Origin of the sequence: Sorangium sp. So ce1014 (assembly GCF_051521505.1) — a bacterium.
Taxonomy (GTDB): Bacteria; Myxococcota_A; Polyangia; order Polyangiales; family Polyangiaceae; genus Sorangium.
In genome coordinates, this window is the sequence record NZ_CP150356.1 from 10943641 (window position 1) to 10964635 (window position 20995).

Genomic DNA, 20995 nt, shown 5'->3' on the forward strand with positions numbered 1-20995 from the left:
GCGCGGAGAACTACCCTCCTGCGGGAGCTCACGAGGAGCGAATCGGAGCCGCGAGCCAGCGAACCAGCGCCTCGCCCTCAAGATCGAGCAAGGCATCCTCGACCTCGCCCGGACCCAGCAAGCGGGCTCGCTCGACGATCGAGCGCTCTTCGTCGGCCGTCGGCCGTCGTCCGATCCGCCGCGCGAGGAGACGACCGAGCAGCTCCGCGATCGCCTTCTGCTCCCCGCGCTCCTCTCCTCGTTGCTCGGCCTCGATGATCATCTCCCCGATGATGGGCGTGCGGCGGAGCAGCCCCTCTTCCTTGTCTTCCACCATGATGATGAGCTCCTTCAGCAGATTATGCCCCCAGGGGTCGATGGTCGCCATCACCAGGAGCGCCGTGTACAGCTCGGCCCGTTCCTCTGCGGAGCGCGTAGCAGAACTCGACGTGCAGCACGCGTGTCTCGCCGTCGATCCGCAAGCGCAGGGCCTTGTCGAGGCGACGCTCGATGTGGGTGACCTGGCTGTCGACCCAGCCGAGGACCTCGATAGGATGGCCCTCGGGGACGAGGGCGCGCACGATGTCCTCGGGGCGCCTGCGGGCGAGGTGGCGCAAGGTGATGTCGGCGTCTCCCATGTGCGGCGCCTAAAGCAGATCGTGTACCAGGGGTTCTGGAAGCTGAAACCAAGGGGATCTGAGGTGAGGCGTGCGCGTCGGGCAGGTGGCGGCGCCATGGCGGGTGGCGGCCTCGCAGGGCGCGGGGGCTCCGGGAGATACCCCGGTGGCGGCTCGCGTGGCACGGGGCGGGGGACGGGCTGATGTTTGAGCCCAATTGACGTCGTGTGTCCGGCGTGCTCCGCATGTCGGGCACACGATGTCCCAGGCGAGTTCGGCCCGTCCCCACCCCGCGCGACGAGCACCCTCTCCGGGGGCCGGGCGTCTTGGCAATCTCTTCCGCGCAACCCGTCACGCCCAGGCGCGCCGGCGCCAGCTAGTTCCCCGCGCTCTCTTCCTTCCGCGCCGGCGGCAGCCGCGGCAGCCCTGGAAGCGGCCGATACCCCGGCTTCCGGTACGACAGGATCGGGATCGTCTCGTTCTTGTACGCCGCGCTCTCCCCCGGCTTCGGGCACTGATCCCGCACCCAGTAGACATCGAACGCGACGATCTCGTCCTCCGGCCGCCCCGTGCGCTCAGGGTACCTGAGCAGGTAGTCCTGGAGCCCGGGCTTGCGGAACGCCTTGTTCCGGTCGAGCCGGATCCGGTTGAAATAGTCCTGCTGGATCTGCCCGAGCCCGAGCCCCCGCGCGTCGGAGAGATCGAGATCGGGCGTGAGCCCCGTGAACGGATCCACGTGCCGACCCTCGACGGTGATCGCGTCGACGGTGATCGACCCGTCCTCGGTGATCGGATTCGGAGCGAACATCCCCCACCCCTGGAGGAGGCGCGGATAGACGATCGTCGCCTGCACGATCGTCGGCTGGGTATGCTTGAGAAAGGCCGGCACGCTCTTGTTCTCGTTGATGGCCTGGCTCACGGCGCAGAGCCCGAGGTACGCGACCAGCGCCTCCCGCGCGATCACCCGGCCGCGCGCGAGCTTCTCCGAGAGCGGCGACGGGCCCTCCGCCGCGGCCGCCCTCGCGCGCGGCGGCCGCCTCAGGCCGAAGAACCTCGCGATCGCGTCGCGCCGCCGCGATGCGAGCGCGAGCAGCGCGCCGGGCGCGCCGAGGCAAAGCACCCAGACCAGCGGGCGCGCAAAGCGGCCTCCGGGGAGCGCCTGCAGGATCTCGCGCAGCGCCGCGGCGCCCCGGAACACCCGGGCGTGCGCGACGTCGCCCGCCTCGCGCACCTCGAAGAGCTCCGGCCGGGGCTCCCCTCCCCCGGCCGCCTCCGCCTCCGCCGCGACCGCAGCGCGCGCCTCCTCGAACCGGAGCAGCTCGAGGCCGTCGAGCCGGACAAGGAGCCGCATGAACGCGAAGGCGAGCGGCGAGCTGCCGTCATAGACGACGACCCTCGGCGCCGCGCGGCGGCGATACCACCGCTCCAGAGCGTCCCAGTGCTGCGAGGTCGGCAGCAGGAAAGACCAGCCGATCATGAACCACGAGAAGGGGCCGAGGCGCATCATCACCCCGAACGAGCCGTGCAGGCCCCACATCGTCAGCATCGCCAGCGCGCGCGTGAAGCGGCGGCCGTAGGGCGAGAGGATCCAGGTCACGAGCAGCGCCTCGACCACCAGGACTCCCCAGGTGAGCCCCCGCTTCCCCCAGAGGGGGATGTACTCCCGCGCGGCGACCGCGAGCCCCGTCACCATGCGGTCGAGGTGCAGCACGTAATGCACCGTCTCGCCGCGACGCCAGATCTGGCCCGACTTGTTGACGACGTTGAAATAATAGATGGTCGCCAGGTTGAGGATCGCGAGGAGCACGATCCCCGAGACATACGGGCGCTCGGCCCACGCGGGGCGGCTCCTATCCGCGAGATCCGCGGCCGTTCGCTCCCGCCTCTCGCGGAAGGAGCGGATCAGCGCGTCGACCGAGAAGCGCCTGCCGGTCGGCATGAACATCGCCCAGCAGGCGATGAGGTTCACGACGACATAGCCGCCGTTCTCGATCAGGACAACGCGGTTGTCCCTGCTCGTCACGAGGAGGAAGGAGAGGATCGAGAACAGCCGTGTGTGCCAGCCGACGAAGAAGCAGAGGAAGCAGAAGAGCGAGAGCGCGAACGCGACGTGGACCTCTTCTATCGACGAGAACGCGTGATACAGGCTGAAGTTGAATCCGCTGCTCGGGTGGAAGAGGTGGTAGTGGTTGGTGAGCACCCCGTCGTTGCTGTAGATCCAGCTCGCCTCGGCCCAGTGGCGCACGCAGTCGCTCGCCAGGAGGAAGCCGAGCACCAGCCTGAACAGGCCGAGCGTGCGGACGTCGATGGTGCAGTAGCGCTCCTTGATCCAGCGCCCCACGCGCCGGAGGCGGCCCTCGGCCGGCGGCTTCGGGGCGCCGGCGGGCGGCCTGGACGGCGCGCTCTCCTCCGGCGCGCTCTCGTCCGGCGCGCCGCGATCCGCGGCGCTCGGGTCCTCGTCAGGCCCACGCATGCGAGCGCCTCAGTTCGACTTGTGCGGTCGGATGAGGCCCGGCGCGAGCGGCGGCATGCGCTCGCCGAGCTTCCCCGTGCCTCCCCGCGAGTGCGAGAACAGCTTCTCCCGCTCGAAGGTGGCTGACGCGGGCGCGCCGGGCGCGGGCGTCGGCGCCGAGACCCAGTACGCATCGTAGCCCGACATCGCCATCTCGCGCGCCCCGTCGGCCCCGAGGGGTCCGCCCTTCGCGAGGTAGTCGCGGAAGGCGCGCTGGAAATCGGAATACTCCGGCCGCCGGACGCGATCGAGGTAATCAGACCAGAGCTGGCCGAGCCGCGCCCCCGGGTGCCCGGCAGGCTGCAGCCGCGGCTCCTCCCCGGTCAGCGGATCGATCGGCTTCTGCGCGCGCGTCTGGCCGTCGATCACCAGCAGCGCGTTGCTCCGCGGCGGCTCGGGCGCCATCACGTCCCACCGCGCCATCATGCGCGGCCACGACGCCACGCCGGCGAGCACCCTCCCCTGCGGGACGGCGGCCGCGCCGGGCAACGGGTTCTCCTTCGCCGTCTGCGCCAGCATCGCGGCGAGCACCACGAGCACCGCCACCTCGCGCAACGACCCCAGCACGAGGCGCGCCACCCGCACCGCCGGCGCAGGCGTGCCCGGAGCGGCGCCCTCATCGTCGCCGTCCGCGTGGCTCTCGTCGAACAGCGGGATCCCGCACGCCTGCTTGCCGAGGAGCACGCTGATGTGGTGCCGGCGCTTCGCGACAACGTCGTAGAGCAGGTCCAGGAGGTGCGAGATGCCCGGCAGCTTGAGCGGCCAGGCGAGCCAGCCGAACGGCAACGCCAGGAGCCCCTCGGTCACCGCCGCGCCCTTCGTGTACACGCGCCCGTTCCGGTCGATCGCGAGCACCGTCTGCTCGACGAGCTCCGCCGTGACCTCCTTCGGCATCGGCACGAGCTCCGTGGCGCCCGTCTGGTTGCGCACATAGAGCTCGTCGAGCGCGACGTTGCCCTGGAAGGCCACGTGCCCGCGCAGATCGAGCCGCTTGATCAGGCGGCACAGCATGAGGCAAAGGCCGCAGTCGGCGTCGTACACGATCGTGCGCGCCCGCCGCTCGTTCCAGGAGCGCTCGTAGACGTCCGAGAGCTCGCCCGGCAGGACGAGCGGCGCAGCGGCGGCGAGCGCCCAGCCGAACATCCCGAGATCGAAGAAGATCCCGAGGATCAGCCCGTGCACGAGCATCAGCGCGGCGGCGACCCCGCGCGTCCAGCGGAAGAGCGCGGGGACGAAGAGGAGCGCCGGGATCGCGAGCTGCATGGCCCACGTGCCGAACGCGAGCCCGCGCAGCGTGCCGAGCGGCAGGGCGTCGCGGAGCCAGACGCCCGCGTCGCTCGCCAGGCGCTCGGCGTGGAGCGCATAGTAGAACGCCGTCCCGTCACGCCACGCCTCGCCGCGCTGCTGGAGCGCCGTACAGAGGTAGATGAGCCCGAGCTGCAGCAGCACCGCCAGCGCGGCGAGCGACGTCGGCGACCACCCGGGCAGGCGCTCGGCCGCGATCTCGGCCTCCGAGACCCTCGACCGGTCGTTCAGCTCCGTGTCGCGCTGCTCGTCCCGGAGCGCCAGCGAGGCGCGGAGGCTGTCGAGCGAGAAGCGGTTCCCGCAGGGCAGGAAGGCGGTGAACGCGAGGAGCGCGATCGCCGCGTAGTTGCCGGCGTTCTCGAGCAGGATGTTCCTCGACGTCAGGCTCGTGAGCGTCACGAGCGCGAGGACGTGGAAGACGCGCGTCCGGTAGCCCAGCAGGAACAGCGCGTAGACGACGAGCGCGAGCGCGAAGGCGAAGTGGGCCTCGCCCACCGTCGAGAACGCGTGGAGCAGGCTGAAGACCTGCTCCTTTCCGCGGAGGTTGAAGAGGTGGTTGTGGTTCGGGAGGACGCCCTCGTTCGAGTAGAAGTCCCGCACCCACCGCCACCGCGCGAAGAGATCGGCGATGAGGACCAGCCCGAAGGTGATGCGAAACAGCCCGAGCGAGCGGGCGTCGATGCGCAAGAAATGATCGCGAAGTGATTTCACGGAGAGTCCTCGACCCGGAATCCGTAATCCGATGCGTGCTCGAGCTCGGGGACGCTCGGCTGGCGAAGTAGCAGGGAGCGCACTGTCCAGAGATCGCCGAAGACGCGGTAGCGCAGCGCGGTCTGGTCGAGGTAGTCGACGCCCGCGGAGCCGCCCGTGCCGGTGCGCCGGCCGATCACCCGCTCGACCATCCGCGCGTGGCGCTGCCGCCAGATGAGCATGGCCTGCTCCATCTCCAGGACGCGGTCGAGCACCTCGCGCGGCCACGCGAGCCGGGGCAGCTCGCGGTAGCTCTCGATGAAGACGATCGCCGCGCGGACGGCCCGGCGCTTCTCGCAGGTGGCCGCGTCGGCGCCCGGGTCGTCCTCGGCGAGCAGGAACGCCTCGGCGTTCGCGTTCTCGGCCTCGTACCGCGCGCGGAGCCGCTCGACGTCCGCCGGGGTGAGCGCCTTGTCGATCGCGATCTGGACCCGGCGCTCGTTCTCCTTGCGCATCGAGCGCATGTAGTTGCGCAGGAAGCACACGACCGCATCCGGCTCGCTCGATCCGTCGATCGGCGTCCGCGACAGCCACTCGTACAGGTCGTGCTTGAGGCTCGGCCCGCTCGCGAGCCGCGCGTCCAGCCGGCGCGTCGCCGACGACGCCGAGCCGTCCGCGGTCTTGAGCGCCTCCTTGTAGCTCCCCTCCCGGCCGAGCGGGATCCGGACCGCGTCGTCGAGCCCCAGCAGCACCTCGATCTCGCGCAGCTGCGCCGACTGGAAGCCGCTCGCCGGGATGAGGCGATCCCGGAAATCCAGGTAGTCACGCGTGGTCAGCGTCTCCATCACCCGGAAGTGCTGGATCGCCTGCTCGAAGATGGTGACGACCCGCCGGAACGAGCGCGCCGCGGAGGCGAGCTTCTGATCGGGCACGGGGTTCTGGCGGAAGAGCTCGCGCGCCGAGGTGAGCTCCCGGAGGATGAGCTTGAACCAGAGCTCGTAGATCTGGTGGACGACGATGAACAGGGCCTCGTCGTTGCCGACCTTCTGCTCGTCGTCGTCGAATCCACCCTGGAGGGCGAGCAGCTCCTCGACGTGGATATATTCCCAGTAGTTCATGTCGGTGGCGATCGCGGGACGTGCCGCCGGGGGAGCTCGCGCGGCGCATCCTGCGCCGGCTCCACGAGCGGCGCCGGGAGTCTACTTCCCGCCCCCCCGGAAACGGAAGTGCGCCGGCGCCGCGCGCACGGAAAGCGCGCCCGGTCCGGAGGGCCGTTTCACGGGCACCGCGCGCCTTCCACCGGCGCGGTCCATGCCCGGCGCGCGCCGCGCGTTCACGGCGCGCCCGCGGGGCCGGTCGGCGGCTCGGCGGGCGGCGGCCCGGCCGGCGCGCGCCGCAGGCCGTCGGGGCCCATGTCGAAGGGCGGCGCGTAGCTCCTGAGCTCGGCCCTCTCGTAGCTCGCGCCGCTCGCGGCCTCGATCGCCACCACGCCGACGTCCGGGCAGTACGTCGACACGAAGCGCGCCGGCCTGTCGCCGAGGCGCTCCTCGACGGTCTGCACGCACCCCGTGAACCGGCCTGCGGGCACCTCGATCGCCGCGTCGACCGCGGTGATCCGGGCGCGGCCGCCGTGCTCGCCGGTCCACGTCGTGCCGGGCGCGATCGGCTCCTTGAGCACGAAGACGCCCGTGTCGCTGCGGATCACGCCCTCGGGGGTGAACTCGAAGCGCTTCGCCCCCGAGGGGAACCGGAGCTCGCCGCGGCGCCCGTCGGCGCGGTGCACGCGCGCGACGAGGAGGCCCTGCTCGCCGCCCTCGCTCAGGGTCGCGTAGTGGTAGAGTTGCCCGTCGACGAGCGGGAAGTAGCGCTCGGCCGGCGTGCCCGACGTGGCGCCCGTCTGCCCGTCGGGCGCCGCGTTCCACGCCGCGGGCCGCGCCGGGTCGGCGGCGCCCCCGCAGCCGATCAGCGCGAGGGCGAGCGCGGCGAGCCGCCGCGGACGGGGGCGGCCGGAGGGGCGATCGATCTCGGGGCTCACCGCGCTGCCGGTCGTCACGGGCGGGGTCCTCACGGGACGTGGCTGTGGGACCAGTACCAGAGCGACAGGAACGCGAGCAGCGCGATGGCCGCGAGGAGCAGGGCGACGGCGAGCGGATCGGGGTCGATCCGGCGCAGCAGCGCCCGCGCTGCGCGGCGCACGTGGACGCGCTCGCCCTCGGCGTCCTCGGCGTCGTCACGCTGGGCCTGGCTCTCGCCGGGAGGCCGGGAAGAATGTCGCTTCGCCGAAGGCACGCCGCGGAGGTCGTCGGGCTCGGCCCCGCTCAGGAGGAGCCGCTTCGCGCCGGCCCGGACGAGCGCGTAGTCGCCGCGCTCGAACGCTTGCTCGAGGCGCACGAGCTCGGGATCGCGCGGGATCGCCGGCGCGGCGCTGCCCGGCGGCGACGACGCCGCGCCGCGCTGCCTCGCGCGCTTCTTCGTCCGGCGCCGCGGCTCGGCGTCGGCGGACCCGCCCGGCGGGGAGCCCGGCTCCGGCTCGGCCGGCGCAGGCCGGTCGGCGGCGACCGGCTCGCGCCCGTCGGCGTCCGCCGGCGCAGACAGGTCGGCGTCGGCCGGCTCTGGACCGTCGGCGTCGGCCGGCGCCCTGTCCGTCACGTGCAGCTCTCGGTGGTGATGAAGGCCATGGCCGAACCCCTGGGCGGATGGTCGAGACGCGGCAGGCTACCGGAACCTGGGCCCACGTGCCTCAAAAAAGCCCAGGAAAACAAGGGATCGGCCGGCGCGGCTCACCGCCGGTCCCGGTCGACGTCCCTCGGCTCCGGGCGGTCTCTCCAGGGGACGGCCGCCTCGCCCTCGCCGCTCACCACGCAGCGGAGCGCCTCGCACGCGGCCCGGTAGTACGCCTTGCGGCCGCAGCCGACGGCCTTGAACTGGCCGCCGATCTGCTCCTCGACGCGGACGTCCTTGTCGGCGCAGTCGAGGTCGGACGTGGCGCGCGCCCGGACCATCGGCATCGCGTTCGACGGCACGTTGGCCACGCTGCACGCCGGCGAGAGCGCGCCGGCCAGGAGGGCGGCGAAGGGGACAAGGGCAGCGACGGAGGAGGGGCGCACGCCGTGAGCGTAATCCACCGATCCGCCTCAAATCCCCAGAAATGAACCACGGCGAAGCGCCGAGCGAGCCCGGCGCTGGAGCCCCCGGCGCGCGCTGCCTCCTCCGTGGTTCCTCCGTGGTCGAGCCCTCCCGCCTGCCCCGGCGCCCGGATCAGAACTGGAAGTACACGAACGGCACGGCGGCCGCGCTCGCCGCCTCGTGGAGCCCGACCGCGACAAGGAACAGCAGCGCGCCCTGGAGCGGCGCCGGCGCCGCGGTGAAGGCGCCGCGGGCGCGCTCGTAGAGGCGCTCCGGCACGTAGTGGGACAGGAGCGCGACCGCGAGGAGCGCCACAAGCACGGGCGGCAGGTTCGGGTGGAAGGTCGTCAGCGTGCCGATCTGCCGCAGGATGAGCACGGCCTGCGAGAAGGTCGGCACGCGGAAGAAGATCCACGCGAAGCAGACGTAGTGGAACGTCAGCAGCACGCACAGCACGTGGACCGGGAACGAGCGCGCGCGCGACGCCGTCGACCCCTCGCGCGCGCCCTCGCCGCCCGGGCGGCGGCGGTTCACGGCGCGCTGGAAGGCGCGCGTCACGGCGAGGCCCAGGCCGTGGAGGAAGCCCCAGAAGACGAAGCTCCACGACGCCCCGTGCCAGAGGCCGCCGAGCAGCATCGTGATCATCAGGTTGCGGTACGTCGCGAGCTCCGAGCCGCGGTTGCCGCCGAGCGGGATGTACAGGTAGTCGCGGAGCCACGTGGAGAGCGAGATGTGCCAGCGGCGCCAGAAATCGGCGAGGTTCCGGGCCTTGTACGGCGCGTCGAAATTCTTCGGGAACCGCACCCCGAGCAGCAGCGCCGAGCCAATCGCGATGTCGGTGTAGCCCGAGAAGTCGCAGTAGATCTGCGCGGCGTAGCCGTAGACGCCCGCGAGGACCTCCAGGGCCGAGTAGTTCTCCGGGCGCTCGAAGACGCGGTCGACGAGGTTGAGCGCGAGCTGGTCCGAGAGGACGACCTTCTTCACGAGGCCGATCGCGACGAGGAACAGCCCCTCGCCGCTCTCCTCGCGGGTGAGGCTCGGGGCGCGCTCGAACTGCGGGAGCAGATCGCGCGGGCGCACGATGGGGCCGGCGACGAGGTGCGGGAAGAAGGCGACGAAGAGCAGGTAGCGGAGGTAGCTCTTGTGGGGCGGGAGCTCGCCCCGGTACACGTCGATGACGTAGCTCATCGACTCGAACGTGAAGAACGAGATGCCCACCGGCGGCAGGAGCACCCGGAACGCGTGACCGACGCTCGCCGGCTCGCCCGTGAGCAGGGCGCGCAGCGCCTCGACGTTCTCGATCGCGAAGTTCCAGTACTTGAAGAACCCCAGGAACCCGAGGTTCAGCGCCACGGTGGCGATGAGCATCGCGCGCCGCGCCCGGGGCCTCGGCTCGCGGGCGATCGCGCGGGCGAGCAGGAAATCGACGGTGGACGAGGCGAAGATGAGCGGCAGGTAGCGCCAGTCCCAGGCCGCGTAGAAGCCGTAGCTCACGAGCAGCAGGAACACGAGGCGCGCCCGGATGCCGGCGAATCGCACGAGCGCCCACGATCCAACGAAGACGGCGGCGAAAAACTCGGCGTAGCGGAGGGTGTTGAAGAGCACGGCCGGTCGGATCCCGGGTCAGGCGGGGGCCAGGGGGCGCGGCGCGCGGCAGGGCCGAGCGCGTTGTCGGAGGGCGGGCTACCCGGGCGCCCGGGCGGCGGAGCGCCGTCTACCACGGCGCGCGCCGCGAGGTTGAGCTTGCGGCGCGGCGCGCTGTTGAACGGCGCCTCGCGTCGTGCCAAGGATGGAGCTGATGCTGGGTCGCCTGATCCTCGGGGTTGTGAAGGGGCTCCTCGTGGGGGGCTTGCTGGGGTTCGGGCTGGCCAAGCTCGGCTTCGCGGCGCCCATCGCGATCGTCGCCTACGTGGCCGCGGCGCTCGCCGGGGTCCTCGTGGGGCTCGTCGCGGGCAAGCCCATCTGGGCCAAGGACGCGAAGATCGAGGCGGGGATGAAGGCCTTCGTCGGGGCGCTGCTCGGCGCCGGCCTGATGTACGCCGCGCGCCGGTGGCTGACCTTTCCGGTGCCGGTGCCGCTCGGCGAGCTCGGGGGCGCGAACCTGTCGCTCGGCGAGGCCGCGGGGAGCGCCGGCACGTTCGGCGGCCTCGCGATCACGTCGCTCGCCGCGATCGCCGCGCTGCTCGGCGGCTTCTACGAGGTCGACAACAACCCCTCGGACGAGGAGAAGCCGGGCGCGACGCCGGAGGCGAAGGCGGCGGCGGGGGGCAACAACAAGCGCATCGCGGCGTCCGCCGCGGCCGACGATCTCGACGACGACGTCGACGTCGAGCCCGAGAAGAAGCGCTCGAAGAAGTAGCCTGTGCCTCTCGCGCGGGCGCTCCTCTATGCGGCCTCGCTCGGCGCGCTCGCGCTCGTCGCGCGGTCGCTGCTCGTCGCGCCGGTGCCCATCGCGGTCGCCTGCGCGGCGGCCGTCGGGTACCTGTCGCTCGTCCTGTGCGGGGTCTTCTTCCTCGGGCTCGGCATGTTCGTCGACGTGGTGAAGCGCGGCCCGCCCGGCGCGCGGGGCGTCGCGCTGACGTTCGACGACGGGCCGAGCCCGGAGCACACGCCGCGGGTCCTCGCGCTCCTGGACCAGGCGGGCGTGAAGGCGACGTTCTTCGTCATCGGCCGCAAGGCCGAGGCCCACCCGGAGCTCGTCCGCGAGATCGCGGCGCGGGGCCACGCCGTCGCGCTGCACAGCCACGCGCACGACCGGCTCTTCTCGCTGCGCTCGGCCCGCTACGTCGAGCGCGACCTCCGGCGGGGCCTCGACGTCATCGAGCGGATCACCGGCGCCCGTCCCGCGCTGTTCAGGCCGCCGGTCGGCCACACGAGCCCGCGCATGGCTCGCGTGGTCGACGCGCTCGACCTCGACATAATCGGCTGGTCGGCGCGGGGGTTCGACGGGCTCGCCGGGGCGACCCCCGAGGGGGTGGCGGCCCGGGTCATCCCGGGGCTCCGCGACGGGGCCATCGTGCTGCTCCACGATGCGGCCGAGCGCGACGACCACGCGCCCGCGGGGGTCGCGGCGCTCCCGCGCATCCTCGCGGCGATGAGCCAGCGCAACCTGGCCGGGGTCCGCGTCGACGCCTGGCTCGACGAAGGCGCCCGGGACGACGCGCCGCCCTAGACCATTTCGCTCAGGTGGCGCTACGCTCCGTCCGATGGCTGCGCCGGTGAGTCTGACGCTTTTCGCGCATATCGTCGCCAGACCGGAGGACGAGCTCGACCTCGCCGAGGCGGCGCTCCTCATCGACGACGCTGCGTACCCGGGGCTCGACATCCCCCGCTACCTCGGCGTGCTCGACCAGCTCGGCGGCGAGGCGCGCCGCGCGCTCGAGCGCCCCCTGCGCGCCGCCGAGGCGACGCCTGGCAGCGGCCCGAGCGAGCAGCTGCTCCGCTGGTTCTACGGCGAGCTCGGGTTCCACGGGAACGCGGGGGACTACTACGACCCGAAGAACAGCTACCTGCACGAGGTCCTGGATCGCCGGACGGGCATCCCCATCACGCTGGCCGTCGTGCTCCTCGAGGTGTGCTGGCGGGCGGGCCTTGACGCGCAGGGCGTCTCGTTCCCGGGTCACTTCCTGGTGAGGACGCCGGTCCGCGGCGGCATGCTGCTCATCGATCCGTTCGAGGGCCGCCTGCTCGGCCGGGACGACCTGCGCGCGCTGCACACCCGCACCACCGGCGCCAAGAGCGATCCGGACCCGCGGCTGCTGGTGCCGGCGCAGAAGCGGCAGATCCTTGTGCGCATGCTGAGCAACCTGCGCTCGATCTACTCGAGCCGCTCGGACGCGGCGCGGCTGCGCGGCGTGCTCGAGAGGATCCAGGTGCTCGCGCCGACCGAGGAGCTGCGCAAGGAGCTCGATCAGCTCGGCGGCGAGCGGCCGTGGCCGACGCTGGGGCGCGGGGTGAACTGACGGAGCGACGGGGCGACGGGGCGACGGGGCGACGGGGCGGGAGGACGGGGAGCAGCAGGTGCTCATGGGCCACGCCGTCGTCGTTCTCGACGCCGTAGGCGCGGCAGATCTCGTGCTTCACGTCGGCTGCCAGGGTGAAGCGGACCGGCCCGATGCCGCCGCGCTCCACGGGGGTCTCGCGCCAGGCGTGGTGCGTGGCGTGCTGTCCGCGCCGAGGCCCAGGGCAAGCTCGTCCACCGTCTCGCGCGGGAGCGCGACGGTCTCCATCTCGCCCGCGTAGTGGACGCCCAGGTGGACATCCACGCTCCGCTCGAGCAGCGCGCGGGCGGCGTCGCGGTCGAGCGGGAACCGCAGGTATTGCACGGGGCAAGAGGGGTCGTGCTCGGGGCAGAGCAGCTCGGCGGCGACCCTCCGCTCGCCGAGCATCAGCAGCACCACGGCTTGCCCCGCGACGAGCCCCTCGATCAGGGCCTGACCCGCGACCCAGGGGCCGCCCTGGATCATGAGCGTGGCGGTGATCTCACCGGCCCTCGGGATGAGGCGGTCGTATTCCGCGACCTCCTCCGCGACGCGCTCGGGCCTCACGGGGCGCTCGAGCCAGAGCATCTCCTGGATGTGGTAGAGGACCGTCTCGCGCGACTCGAACAGGACCGAGACGTGGAGCCCGACGGTCACGCGGCGCCGGCGCTTCAGCTCGATGATGCGGCCGCGGTACCTGGCGCGCACGATGCCGTAGGCGTCGGTGGAGAGGAGATCTTCGGCGGCGAAGACAGGGGTCATCGAATCACCTCATCCCGGCTCAGAGCGAGCCCACGAAAACGAGCACCGAGGCGCGATCGGCGGCAAGGAGCGCGCGGAACGCCTCGCGCGAGGGTTCGACCTCGCCGCCATGGCCGTGCCAGAGGACGGCCTCATCGGCTCTCCGGGCGCGGTGCGCTCCCAGCGAGCAACAGAGTCGGCACCAGCGCACACGCCAAGAAGCTCCTGGTCATCCTGCCTCAACCCCGGATGTCCCCGCGAGCGAGGCTCGACGGGACATCCGGAGTAGCACTGGCCCCTTCAGGATGTAAATGAAATTCACTTTCATTTTCAAAAAAGCCGACCGGGCGGACCTGCCGGCCGCGCGGATGTGGGTCGTGAAGGCCCTGACGTTTCCGAGACGTCTGGAGGAGCTGCTGAAGCAACTGGACCAGCTCGGCGGCGAGCGGCCGTGGCCGCCTTTGGGGCGGGGGGTGAACTGACGCGGCCCGATCGTCGCTCGCGCGCCGCGCGCGATCGAATACCCTCGTCGGCATGGGTCAACCCGCCGCGACCCCCCCGACGTTCGAGGAGCTCTACCAGCGTATCCGCGCCTTGCCCGAGCACATGACGGGCGAGATCCTGGAGCCCGGCGTCCTCCGCACGATGTCGCGGCCCGGGAAGCGCCACCGCCGCGCGGCCAGGCTCTGCCTGCACGGCCTCGTCCCGTTCGACGCGAACGTCGGCGGCGCCGGCTGGTGGATCGAGCCCGAGCCGGAGATCCGCTTCCCCGGCGGCCGGCTCGTCGTGCCGGACCTGTGCGGCTTCCGCGTCGAGCGGGTCCCCGAGCTGCCGGACGAGAACCCGCTGACCGTCCTGCCCGACTGGTGCTGCGAGGTCCTGTCGCCGCGGACCGCGCGCGACGACGTGGCGGTGAAGCTGCCGCTCTACGCGCGCTCCGGCGTCGGCTGGAGCTGGATCGTGGACCCGATGCGCCGGCTGGTCGAGGTGTTCGAGACGGTCGGCGGAAGGCCGGCGCTCACGGCGACCGCGCAGGACGACGAGCGCGTCGTGCTGCCGCCCTTCCACGGAGAGCTCGCGGTCGCCTCGTGGTGGATCCCGGGCGCCGTCGAGGAGTAGCGCCCTCCCGCCGCGTCATCCTCCGCGCGGCCCCACCCCCGGCAGCAGCACAACGAACCGCGCCCCGCCCTCGGCCCCCCGCTCGACGCCGATCGAGCCGCCCGCGACCTCGATGAGTCCGCGGCACACCGCGAGCCCGAGCCCCGTCCCCTCGCCGACCTCCTTGGTCGTGATGAACGGCTCGAACAGCGTCTCGCGCACCGCCTCGGCGATCCCCGGCCCGTTGTCCTCGACCTCGATCCGCGCGCCCCCGCCCGCGCCCCGCGACGCGCGCACCACCACGCGCCCCCCGGCGCGCGGCACCGCGTCGGCCGCGTTCAGGAGCAGGTTCAGGAGCACCTGCACGAGCCGCCCGTGCGACAGCGGGACGGGCGGCACGTCCGGCGCGACGTCCCGCAGGAGCTCGACCGCGCGGAACGTCCTCTGCGGCGCCACGAGCGAGACGACGTCCTCGATCGCCTCCGCCACCGAGCCGGAGGGCTCCTCCCCGGCCTGCTCCGCGCCGCGCGCCGCCGGCCGCGCGAAGTCGAGCAGGTCGCGCAGGATCTTGTGGATGCGCTCCGTCTCGCGCTTCATCCGCTCGACGAACTCGCGCTCCTCGTCCGGCGTGAGGCCCCCGGCGAGCAGCAGCTCCTGGAAGCCGAGGATCGCCGCGATCGGGTTGCCGATCTCGTGCGCGAGCCCCGCCGCGAGCCGCCCCACGGACGCGAGCCGCTCCGAGCGGACCAGCCGCTCCTGCGCGCTCTTCAGGTCCGCCGCGTAGCGCTCGACCTCCGCGATCTTCGCCCGCAGCGACTCCTCGTCGGCGCGGAGGCGGCCCGTCATGAGCGCGAGGCTCGCCCCGAGCTCCCCGAGCTCCCGCGCGCCGGCCCGCGGCACCTCGAGGTCGCGCGCCCCGCCGGCCACGCGGCGCGCGGCCTCCGACAGCGCGTCGACCGGCCGCACCACGAGGCGCGTCATCGCGATGTACGCGAACACGAGCAGCGCCAGCGCCACCACCCCCGTGTAAAGCGCCACGATCCGGACGAGCGGCGCGGCGGGCACCGTCGACGGGTCGGTCGGCACAAGCACGGCCACGGAGCCCACCTGCGGCGGCCGCGCGGCGTCGGCCTCCGGCGCGCTCGCCGGATCCGCGCGCGGCGCCGCCTCGCGCGCTTGCTCCGGGACGATGACCAGGATCGCGCCCCCCCGCGCGGTGCGCGCCGCCCTCAGCACCTCCGCGCCCGCCTCGACGGAGGCCGGCAGCGCCGCCGCCACCTCCGGCTCGCCGGCGCGGTCGACGAGCGCGCCCGCCGCGTCGTAGACGCCGATCGCCGACGCCCCGTCCGGCCCGAGCTGCGCCTCGAGCAGCAGCGAGAGCTCCGGCGCGGACCGGCTCGCCCGCGCCGCGGCGACGTGCCCGGCGATCGCGCGGCCGATCGCGCGGGCGCTCGACGCGCGCACGCCGCCCATCGTGGCCCGCGTGAGGTTCGCGACGGCGAAGAAGAGCGGCACGAACGCGAGCACGAGCAGCGCGCCGAGCGCGAACAAGAGCTGAAGCCGTATCCCGAGCCGCACGGTGTGTCCCTGCCCCTCGGCGCCATCCTCGCCCAGGTCGCCCCCGATCGCACCCGGCAGGCGCGGATCCACGCCGCACGCGCGCCGCGGGGAGATCCGGCGCGGTGCCGCCCGGGTGAGCTGGGCTGTCGATCGCCGTTCCCTGCCCGCCGCCCGCCCGCCGCGACGGAGCCCCGGCCAAGGATCTGCCGTGCGTCGAGGGAGGCCTGCGCAGGCCCCGGGAGCGGCCGCCGCACCGGCGCGCTGCGGCGCCCATGCTAGCCTGACACGTGGGCTGTCCAGCGAGCGACGTCCAGAATCAGACGAGGAACGCAGCTCGGGAGCAACCGGGCTCCGGGCGGCAGAGCCCGGCGCGCGCCGAAGACGAGCGGGGCGCCTCGGCCGAGGACGCGTGGGGGCCGGCGCTCCTCGGCGCGCTGGACGCGCTCGTCTGGGAGGTCTCCGGCGACGCGCTCGAGCTGTCGGTGGTCCGCGCGCCGGCGAGGGACGAGCTGTTCGGGCACGCCGCCGAGCGCTGGGCGGCCGATGACGGGCTCTTCTGGCGACAGCAGCACCCGGAAGACCGCCCGCGGCTGCTCGCCCTCGTGCGCAAGGTCCTCGCGGAGGGGGGGACCGAGCGCACCGAGCACCGCTTCATCGCCGCCGACGGCCGCACGGTGTGGCTGAGCAGCGAGCTCACCCGCCGCGGCGCCCCCGCCGGCAGGGAGCCCGTCGCCCGCGGCCTCTCCACCAACGTGACGCGGGCGAAGGTCGCGGAGGAGGCGCTCCGCGAGAGCGAGGAGCGGGCGCAGGCGCTGCTCGAGTCGACCGAGCAGGGGATCTACGGGCTCGATCGCGCGGGCCGGTGCACGTTCGCCAACGGGGCCTGCGTGCGGCTGCTCGGGTACCGCGACGAGGCGGAGCTCGTCGGGCGCACCATGCACCAGCTCATTCACCACACGCGCGAGAGCGGCGCGCCGCTGCCCGAGTCGGAGTGCCGGATCTGCCACACGCTCCGGAGCGGCGAGCCCGCGCACCTCGCCGGCGAGCAGCTCTTTCGCGCGGACGGGACGACCTTCCCCGTCGAGTGCTGGTCCCGCCCCGTCTGCCGGCAAGGCGAGACCGTCGGCGCCATCGTCACGTTCGTCGACGTCACCGAGCGGAAGCGGAGCGAGCAGCTGCTCGCCGCCCAGGCGCTCATGAGCGCGCTCCGGGCCGAGGTGGGCGCGGCGCTGTCCCACCCCGGCACGATGCGCGAGCTCCTGCAGCGCGGAGCCGAGGCGATCCGGGGACACCTCGGCGCGGCGTTCGCCCGCATCTGGCTGCTCGACGAGCGCGAGCAGGTGCTGGAGCTCCACGCGAGCGCGGGGATGTACACGCACCTCGACGGGCGCCACAGCCGCATCCCCGTGGGCAGCTACAAGATCGGCCGCATCGCGAGCGAACTCCGGCCGCACATGACGAACGACGTCCTGCACGACCCCCAGGTGAGCGAGAAGGACTGGGCGCGGCGCGAGGGCATGGTGTCCTTCGCCGGCTACCCGCTTGTCGTCGAGGATCGGCTCATCGGCGTCATGGCGATGTTCGCGCGGAGCGCCCTGCACGAGCAGGTGATCGACGCGCTCGGGACGGTCGCCGACATGGTCGCCCAGGGGATCGAGCGCAAGCGCGCCGAGGAGGCGCTCCAGGAGAGCGAGGCCAGGCGCGCCGCCGAGTACGCCGTCCTGCGGCGCATCATCGGGCAGAGCGGCGACGGGATCGTCATGGTGGACGAGGACGGCGTCGTCCGCCTGATGAACCCGGAGGCCGAGCGGCAGCTCGGGCCGGCCACGGAGCTCACGATCGACGCGTGGGCGTGCGCGACGGGCATGTCCACGCCGGAGGGCGCCCCGATGTCCGCCGCGGAGACGCCGCTCCACCGCGCCCTGCACGGCGAGAAGGTGGAGAGCGTCCGCTGGCAGGTCCGGCGGCCGGACGGCCTCGTGCGCGTCCTCTCCGCGAGCGCGTCCCCGCTGCGCCGCGCGGGCGGCGCGCCCGCCGGCGCGGTGATGAACACCCGCGACGAGACGGAGCATCTCCGGCTGGAGGAGGAGCGCGAGCGGCTGCTCCGGAGCCTCCAGGAAGCGGTCCAGGTGCGCGACGAGTTCCTCTCCATCGCGTCGCACGAGCTCAAGACGCCGCTCACCGCGCTCCTCCTCCAGGTGGAGAGCCTGCGCCGGGCGATCCGGCTCGGCCAGTTCCCCCAGGACACGGCGCGGCTCGACGCCAAGCTCTCGACCATCCACCGGAGCGTCTTCCGGCTGAGCGATCTCGTGAACGAGCTGCTCGACGTCTCGCGGATCTCGGCGCGGGGCCTGCCGCTCCACGTGGAGGACTTCGACCTCGTGGCGCTGCTCCGCGAGAGCATCGAGCGGTTCGAGGAGGCGGCGCGCCGGGGCTCGTCCATCCGGCTGCTCGGGTGCCCGGAGGTCCTCGTGCGCTGGGATCGCGCCCGCATGGAGCAGGTGATCACGAACCTGCTGTCGAACGCCGTGAAGTACGGCGCCGGCGCCCCCATCGACGTGCGCGTCGAGGCCGACGCGGAGCGGGTCCGGTTCGACGTGGAGGACCGAGGCATCGGCATCGCGACCGGCGACCACGCGCGCATCTTCGAGCGGTTCCAGCGCGCGGCGTCGGTGATGCACTACGGCGGGTTCGGCCTCGGCCTCTGGATCGTGCGGCTCATCGTGGAGCAGCACGGGGGCGCCGTGCGGGTGGAGAGCGCGCCGGGGCGCGGCGCGACCTTCTCGGTCGAGCTGCCCCGCGCCGTCGCGGGGGCCGGGGCCGGCGCGCCGGCGGAGGGCGGCATGCCGGCGGGGCCGGGGGCGGGGCCGGAGGGCGGGGAGTAGATAGATAGAGGCGGATTGCCGCAGCAGGCGCGCCCAGCAGAGCTGCCGCTGCCCAACCCATCGTGGTCCGGTACGAATCCGAGGGCAAGTCGCCCAAGCTCATGCGGACTTGGGCCTCGACGGGCGTCGTAGGAAGCGCCCGTCTCGGTTCACGTCGTGAGATGGAACCGAAGCGGGCAACGCTCATCCGCGTCGATTACCCCACAAGAATGCGCCGAAGGAGCTTCGCCAGTTGTTCGTCGGACGCGTCGAACACGTCGACAAACATGAGCTCCGCAGCCGCAAACGACAGCTTAGCGAAGAAGCTTGGGCTCGACCCGATGGCTCCGTGAGCTGCCTCTGCCAGTCTCAGTACTCCAGGACTGAACTTCGTGGTGACCACTGACGAGAGCGCCTGAAAGATCGACTTTGAATACTCCTCTGGCAACCCGATCCTCACCTCATCAATGGTCGCCGCGAGGGATTCGTACCATTTCATTCCTTCGCTGGTGGAATACCCGACTTCGACACGCGAGGCCTCCGATGTGGTCGACTGGTAAGCGAGTCCGAGAAGGCCGTACTCGGCTAGCGCACCCCGCGGCACCAAAGCCTCTACTGTCACGGCGGGGTGCTCGGGGGCGCCAGCTCTCGCTGCCACAAACGATCCGGACATGACGTCAGCAAACTCAACCACAGAAGTGGCTCTTTCTGAAACCCACACTCGTGCCTTGGCCAGAGGAGTCATTTGAATAATTCTCATTGTAGACCCCAGAACTTGAACCAGTTTGAATTAAATGATCCCGGGTTAGCTAGAATGACATCCGGGTGGTAGACGCTAAACGGAGAAACGCCGTACTTTGCGAGCGCACCAGCGTGCGCAACATCGTACGCGAGACCACGACCCATCCTTGTTGCCTCCGACACTTCGTGCAAGTAGAAACTCGCGTCAGCTCCAACGACTCGTTGCCCACTGGCGAGTGCACTTCGCAGGCGGCCCACCATCGCTACGTTCTGGGGGACGGGCTCGAACCGAGCGAGGTGGTTCTCCACGATCGCGAGTCCTCTCTCGGATACCTGGATCGACCTCTCCGCCAGTTTGCCAAGACCGGCACCACCCTGTGCGCCCGGATTGAACGCTCCTGTCGCCCTTGCGACCGAGGACGCCGCCGCATCGGCACCGCCACCGGCCCCGCGCATCACCTGCGCGCCCCACCGGGTGACCTGGTTGCCGTAGCGCCGTGCGCCCTCGCCGACCACGCCGGCAACGCCCGTGATCGCCCGCCACAAGGTCGCCCCGAAGCTCGCGACGCGCGCGCTCATGCCGGCGAACACCCCCGCCTCCGCCGCCATTCCGTACGTGGCCAGCGTCAGCGCGGCGTACGAGACCCCGAGCGAGACGTTGATCGCCGCGTCCCCGTTTTCCTGCAGCCATGCATCGACACCATGGTCGATCAGGGCGCGCGCGACCACATCGCCACCCGCGTACCCCGCCCCTGTGAACTGCGGCCCCGCCGGCGTCGCGGTCCGGTACGAATCCGGCGTCACGTCGGGCAAACCCGTGCGCACCTGCAGCGTCGACATCGGACCGCCGCCCGCGTAGCTGCCGAACGACAGCTGCAGCGGGCTGACGTAGCCGCACAGCCAGGCCGGCGGCACCGCTCCCCACTGGCCCGTCGGAGAGTAGCCGGTCGGGTCGGTGATGGTCGCCGGGTTGTTGTGCGCGTAGCTGTAGCGGTGCCTCGCTTGGTCGAAGTACGGATCGCTCACCAGCGGGTCTGGGCTGAGGAACCGGCGCTGGGCCGGATCGTAGGCGCGGCCCCCCATCTGGATGAGCTCCATCCGCGCCTGCTCGACCCCTGCGAAGCCGAGCGTCAGTGCCCCCCACGAGCCCGCCCACGCGCTCCCGTCCGCCTCGATGCGGCGACCGAACGGCTCGTAGTGCAGCCGCTCGGGCGCCGCGCCCGCCACGGGGGCGTCTCGTTATCTCATTCAATAGTCTCGACCCGAGATGTCACTCGGCCGAACGCATGGACGCTATCCCGTGCAGCTTTATCTTCTTCAGATATGCGACAGATCTCATCTCGGGACAATCTAGAACGGCTTCCTGAAATACTGAAGGCGGTAAGTAATCGTGAGCATCAACGTAATGCGCGATCAAGCTCGGCGCAACGTATACTTCCTTGTCCGTAGGAACGAAGAGATTACTCGCTCCAACACGAATCGTTACACCTTCAAATCGAAGCTCAGCGGGACCACCAGTGAAGCGACAGTAAGGACATTTCTGATACCCTGCAACAGCGGCGGGCTGCCATGGGTCGGAAAGCAGACGCACTAGCGCTTCGAAGAAGTTCTTTGACACCGAGCCTGTTGCGAATGGATGGCTCGGCTCGTGCCACCCGACCGCCCGCAGGATGCCTTGCCAGCGGCCGAAGTAATCACACGGGCTCAGATCTGGATAGTAAACCATGACTCCTCCGACTCTTACAGTCCGGGCCTAAACAGCTCCCACTTGCCATTGGTCCA

At 71.8% G+C, this 20995-nt stretch carries 20 protein-coding genes and 2 pseudogenes; 6 read left to right on the plus strand and 16 right to left on the minus strand.

All coding sequences use genetic code 11. The features are described 5' to 3' along the window. Nucleotides 1-28: 28 nt before the first annotated feature. The 9 genes from WME75_RS41590 to WME75_RS41630 all read right to left on the minus strand — a co-directional run bounded on the left by WME75_RS41590 (nt 29) and on the right by WME75_RS41630 (nt 9834). Nucleotides 29-367: a hypothetical protein gene (locus tag WME75_RS41590; protein WP_437482699.1), complete on the minus strand. Its 339-nt coding sequence runs from the start codon at nt 365-367 to the stop codon at nt 29-31. After that, complete coding sequence (locus WME75_RS41595) at nt 339-617, minus strand: hypothetical protein (RefSeq protein ID WP_437482702.1); 279 nt, start codon at nt 615-617, stop codon at nt 339-341. The genes WME75_RS41590 and WME75_RS41595 overlap by 29 nt, the downstream gene beginning before the upstream one ends. Nucleotides 618-972: 355 nt before the next feature. Beyond that, the gene (locus WME75_RS41600) at nt 973-3069 is read right to left on the minus strand and encodes a hypothetical protein (protein WP_437482705.1); all 2097 of its coding nucleotides are present in this window, start codon (nt 3067-3069) and stop codon (nt 973-975) included. A 9-nt stretch (nt 3070-3078) separates the two neighbouring features. Further along, nucleotides 3079-5124: a DCC1-like thiol-disulfide oxidoreductase family protein gene (locus WME75_RS41605; RefSeq protein WP_437482708.1), complete on the minus strand. Its 2046-nt coding sequence runs from the start codon at nt 5122-5124 to the stop codon at nt 3079-3081. After that, entirely contained in the window at nt 5121-6221 is a 1101-nt protein-coding gene (locus tag WME75_RS41610; RefSeq protein WP_437482711.1) for a tryptophan 2,3-dioxygenase family protein, read from the minus strand. The genes WME75_RS41605 and WME75_RS41610 overlap by 4 nt, the downstream gene beginning before the upstream one ends. 215 nt (nt 6222-6436) lie before the next feature. After that, nucleotides 6437-7156, minus strand: a complete 720-nt coding sequence (locus WME75_RS41615) for a hypothetical protein (RefSeq protein ID WP_437482714.1) — start codon at nt 7154-7156, stop codon at nt 6437-6439. Nucleotides 7157-7167: 11 nt separating this feature from the next. Continuing rightward, a complete protein-coding gene (locus WME75_RS41620; RefSeq protein WP_437482716.1) occupies nt 7168-7752 on the minus strand; it encodes a hypothetical protein in 585 nt (194 codons plus the stop codon). A gap of 131 nt (nt 7753-7883) precedes the next feature. Further along, nucleotides 7884-8210, minus strand: coding sequence for a hypothetical protein (locus tag WME75_RS41625; protein ID WP_437482718.1), 327 nt, complete (start codon nt 8208-8210; stop codon nt 7884-7886). A 151-nt stretch (nt 8211-8361) separates the two neighbouring features. Next, a complete protein-coding gene (locus tag WME75_RS41630; RefSeq protein ID WP_437482721.1) occupies nt 8362-9834 on the minus strand; it encodes an MBOAT family O-acyltransferase in 1473 nt (490 codons plus the stop codon). Between the two features lie 193 nt (nt 9835-10027). Here WME75_RS41630 and WME75_RS41635 point away from each other — a divergent pair, with 193 nt between their 5' ends. The 3 genes from WME75_RS41635 to WME75_RS41645 are packed head-to-tail and all read left to right on the plus strand — an operon-like array spanning nt 10028 to nt 12191. Further along, nucleotides 10028-10588 carry a hypothetical protein gene (locus WME75_RS41635; protein WP_437482724.1) on the plus strand — a complete coding sequence of 187 codons (561 nt, stop codon included), beginning with the start codon at nt 10028-10030 and terminating at the stop codon, nt 10586-10588. A 3-nt stretch (nt 10589-10591) separates the two neighbouring features. After that, nucleotides 10592-11401 carry a polysaccharide deacetylase family protein gene (locus WME75_RS41640; protein ID WP_437482726.1) on the plus strand — a complete coding sequence of 270 codons (810 nt, stop codon included), beginning with the start codon at nt 10592-10594 and terminating at the stop codon, nt 11399-11401. Between the two features lie 46 nt (nt 11402-11447). Continuing rightward, nucleotides 11448-12191 (plus strand): SirB1 family protein, encoded by a 744-nt coding sequence (locus WME75_RS41645; RefSeq protein WP_437482728.1) that lies wholly within the window; start codon nt 11448-11450, stop codon nt 12189-12191. A gap of 67 nt (nt 12192-12258) precedes the next feature. Here WME75_RS41645 and WME75_RS41650 read toward each other — a convergent pair. From WME75_RS41650 to WME75_RS41660, 3 genes and pseudogenes are all read right to left on the minus strand, one after another. Then, nucleotides 12259-12387: pseudogene (locus tag WME75_RS41650) on the minus strand (peroxiredoxin); the annotation flags it as partial. 38 nt (nt 12388-12425) lie between these two features. Then, nucleotides 12426-12971, minus strand: a pseudogene (locus WME75_RS41655) (DUF3501 family protein); the annotation flags it as partial. A gap of 19 nt (nt 12972-12990) precedes the next feature. Further along, on the minus strand, nt 12991-13161 hold the full coding sequence (locus WME75_RS41660; RefSeq protein WP_437482730.1) for a di-heme oxidoredictase family protein: 171 nt from the start codon (nt 13159-13161) through the stop codon (nt 12991-12993). A 100-nt stretch (nt 13162-13261) separates the two neighbouring features. Between WME75_RS41660 and WME75_RS41665 the strand changes: the two genes are divergently transcribed. Both WME75_RS41665 and WME75_RS41670 read left to right on the plus strand, forming a co-directional pair. Further along, complete coding sequence (locus WME75_RS41665; RefSeq protein WP_437482732.1) at nt 13262-13432, plus strand: hypothetical protein; 171 nt, start codon at nt 13262-13264, stop codon at nt 13430-13432. Between the two features lie 52 nt (nt 13433-13484). Further along, nucleotides 13485-14069: a Uma2 family endonuclease gene (locus WME75_RS41670; RefSeq protein ID WP_437482735.1), complete on the plus strand. Its 585-nt coding sequence runs from the start codon at nt 13485-13487 to the stop codon at nt 14067-14069. Between the two features lie 15 nt (nt 14070-14084). Here WME75_RS41670 and WME75_RS41675 read toward each other — a convergent pair whose 3' ends face one another. After that, entirely contained in the window at nt 14085-15698 is a 1614-nt protein-coding gene (locus WME75_RS41675; protein ID WP_437482737.1) for an ATP-binding protein, read from the minus strand. Between the two features lie 197 nt (nt 15699-15895). On the opposite strand from WME75_RS41675, the gene WME75_RS41680 reads away from it, so the two are divergent. Next, the gene (locus WME75_RS41680) at nt 15896-18493 is read left to right on the plus strand and encodes a PAS domain S-box protein (RefSeq protein ID WP_437482740.1); all 2598 of its coding nucleotides are present in this window, start codon (nt 15896-15898) and stop codon (nt 18491-18493) included. Between the two features lie 196 nt (nt 18494-18689). Here the strand turns inward: WME75_RS41680 and WME75_RS41685 are convergent, their stop codons facing one another. From WME75_RS41685 to WME75_RS41695, 3 genes are all read right to left on the minus strand, one after another. Further along, nucleotides 18690-19166 carry a hypothetical protein gene (locus WME75_RS41685; protein ID WP_437482743.1) on the minus strand — a complete coding sequence of 159 codons (477 nt, stop codon included), beginning with the start codon at nt 19164-19166 and terminating at the stop codon, nt 18690-18692. 62 nt (nt 19167-19228) lie between these two features. Next, nucleotides 19229-20440, minus strand: a complete 1212-nt coding sequence (locus WME75_RS41690; RefSeq protein WP_437482746.1) for an RHS repeat-associated core domain-containing protein — start codon at nt 20438-20440, stop codon at nt 19229-19231. 43 nt (nt 20441-20483) lie between these two features. Continuing rightward, nucleotides 20484-20939 (minus strand): hypothetical protein, encoded by a 456-nt coding sequence (locus tag WME75_RS41695; protein ID WP_437482749.1) that lies wholly within the window; start codon nt 20937-20939, stop codon nt 20484-20486. Nucleotides 20940-20995: the final 56 nt, after the last annotated feature.

Excerpts from the sequence above, each read along its gene's own strand:
- WME75_RS41590 (WP_437482699.1), bottom strand. The coding sequence starts at position 367 with ATGGCGACCATCGACCCCTGGGGGCATAATCTGCTGAAGGAGCTCATC.
- WME75_RS41595 (WP_437482702.1), bottom strand. The coding sequence starts at position 617 with ATGGGAGACGCCGACATCACCTTGCGCCACCTCGCCCGCAGGCGCCCC.
- WME75_RS41600 (WP_437482705.1), bottom strand. The coding sequence starts at position 3,069 with ATGCGTGGGCCTGACGAGGACCCGAGCGCCGCGGATCGCGGCGCGCCG.
- WME75_RS41610 (WP_437482711.1), bottom strand. The coding sequence starts at position 6,221 with ATGAACTACTGGGAATATATCCACGTCGAGGAGCTGCTCGCCCTCCAG.
- WME75_RS41635 (WP_437482724.1), top strand. The coding sequence starts at position 10,028 with ATGCTGGGTCGCCTGATCCTCGGGGTTGTGAAGGGGCTCCTCGTGGGG.
- WME75_RS41665 (WP_437482732.1), top strand. The coding sequence starts at position 13,262 with ATGAAATTCACTTTCATTTTCAAAAAAGCCGACCGGGCGGACCTGCCG.
- WME75_RS41670 (WP_437482735.1), top strand. The coding sequence starts at position 13,485 with ATGGGTCAACCCGCCGCGACCCCCCCGACGTTCGAGGAGCTCTACCAG.
- WME75_RS41695 (WP_437482749.1), bottom strand. The coding sequence starts at position 20,939 with ATGGTTTACTATCCAGATCTGAGCCCGTGTGATTACTTCGGCCGCTGG.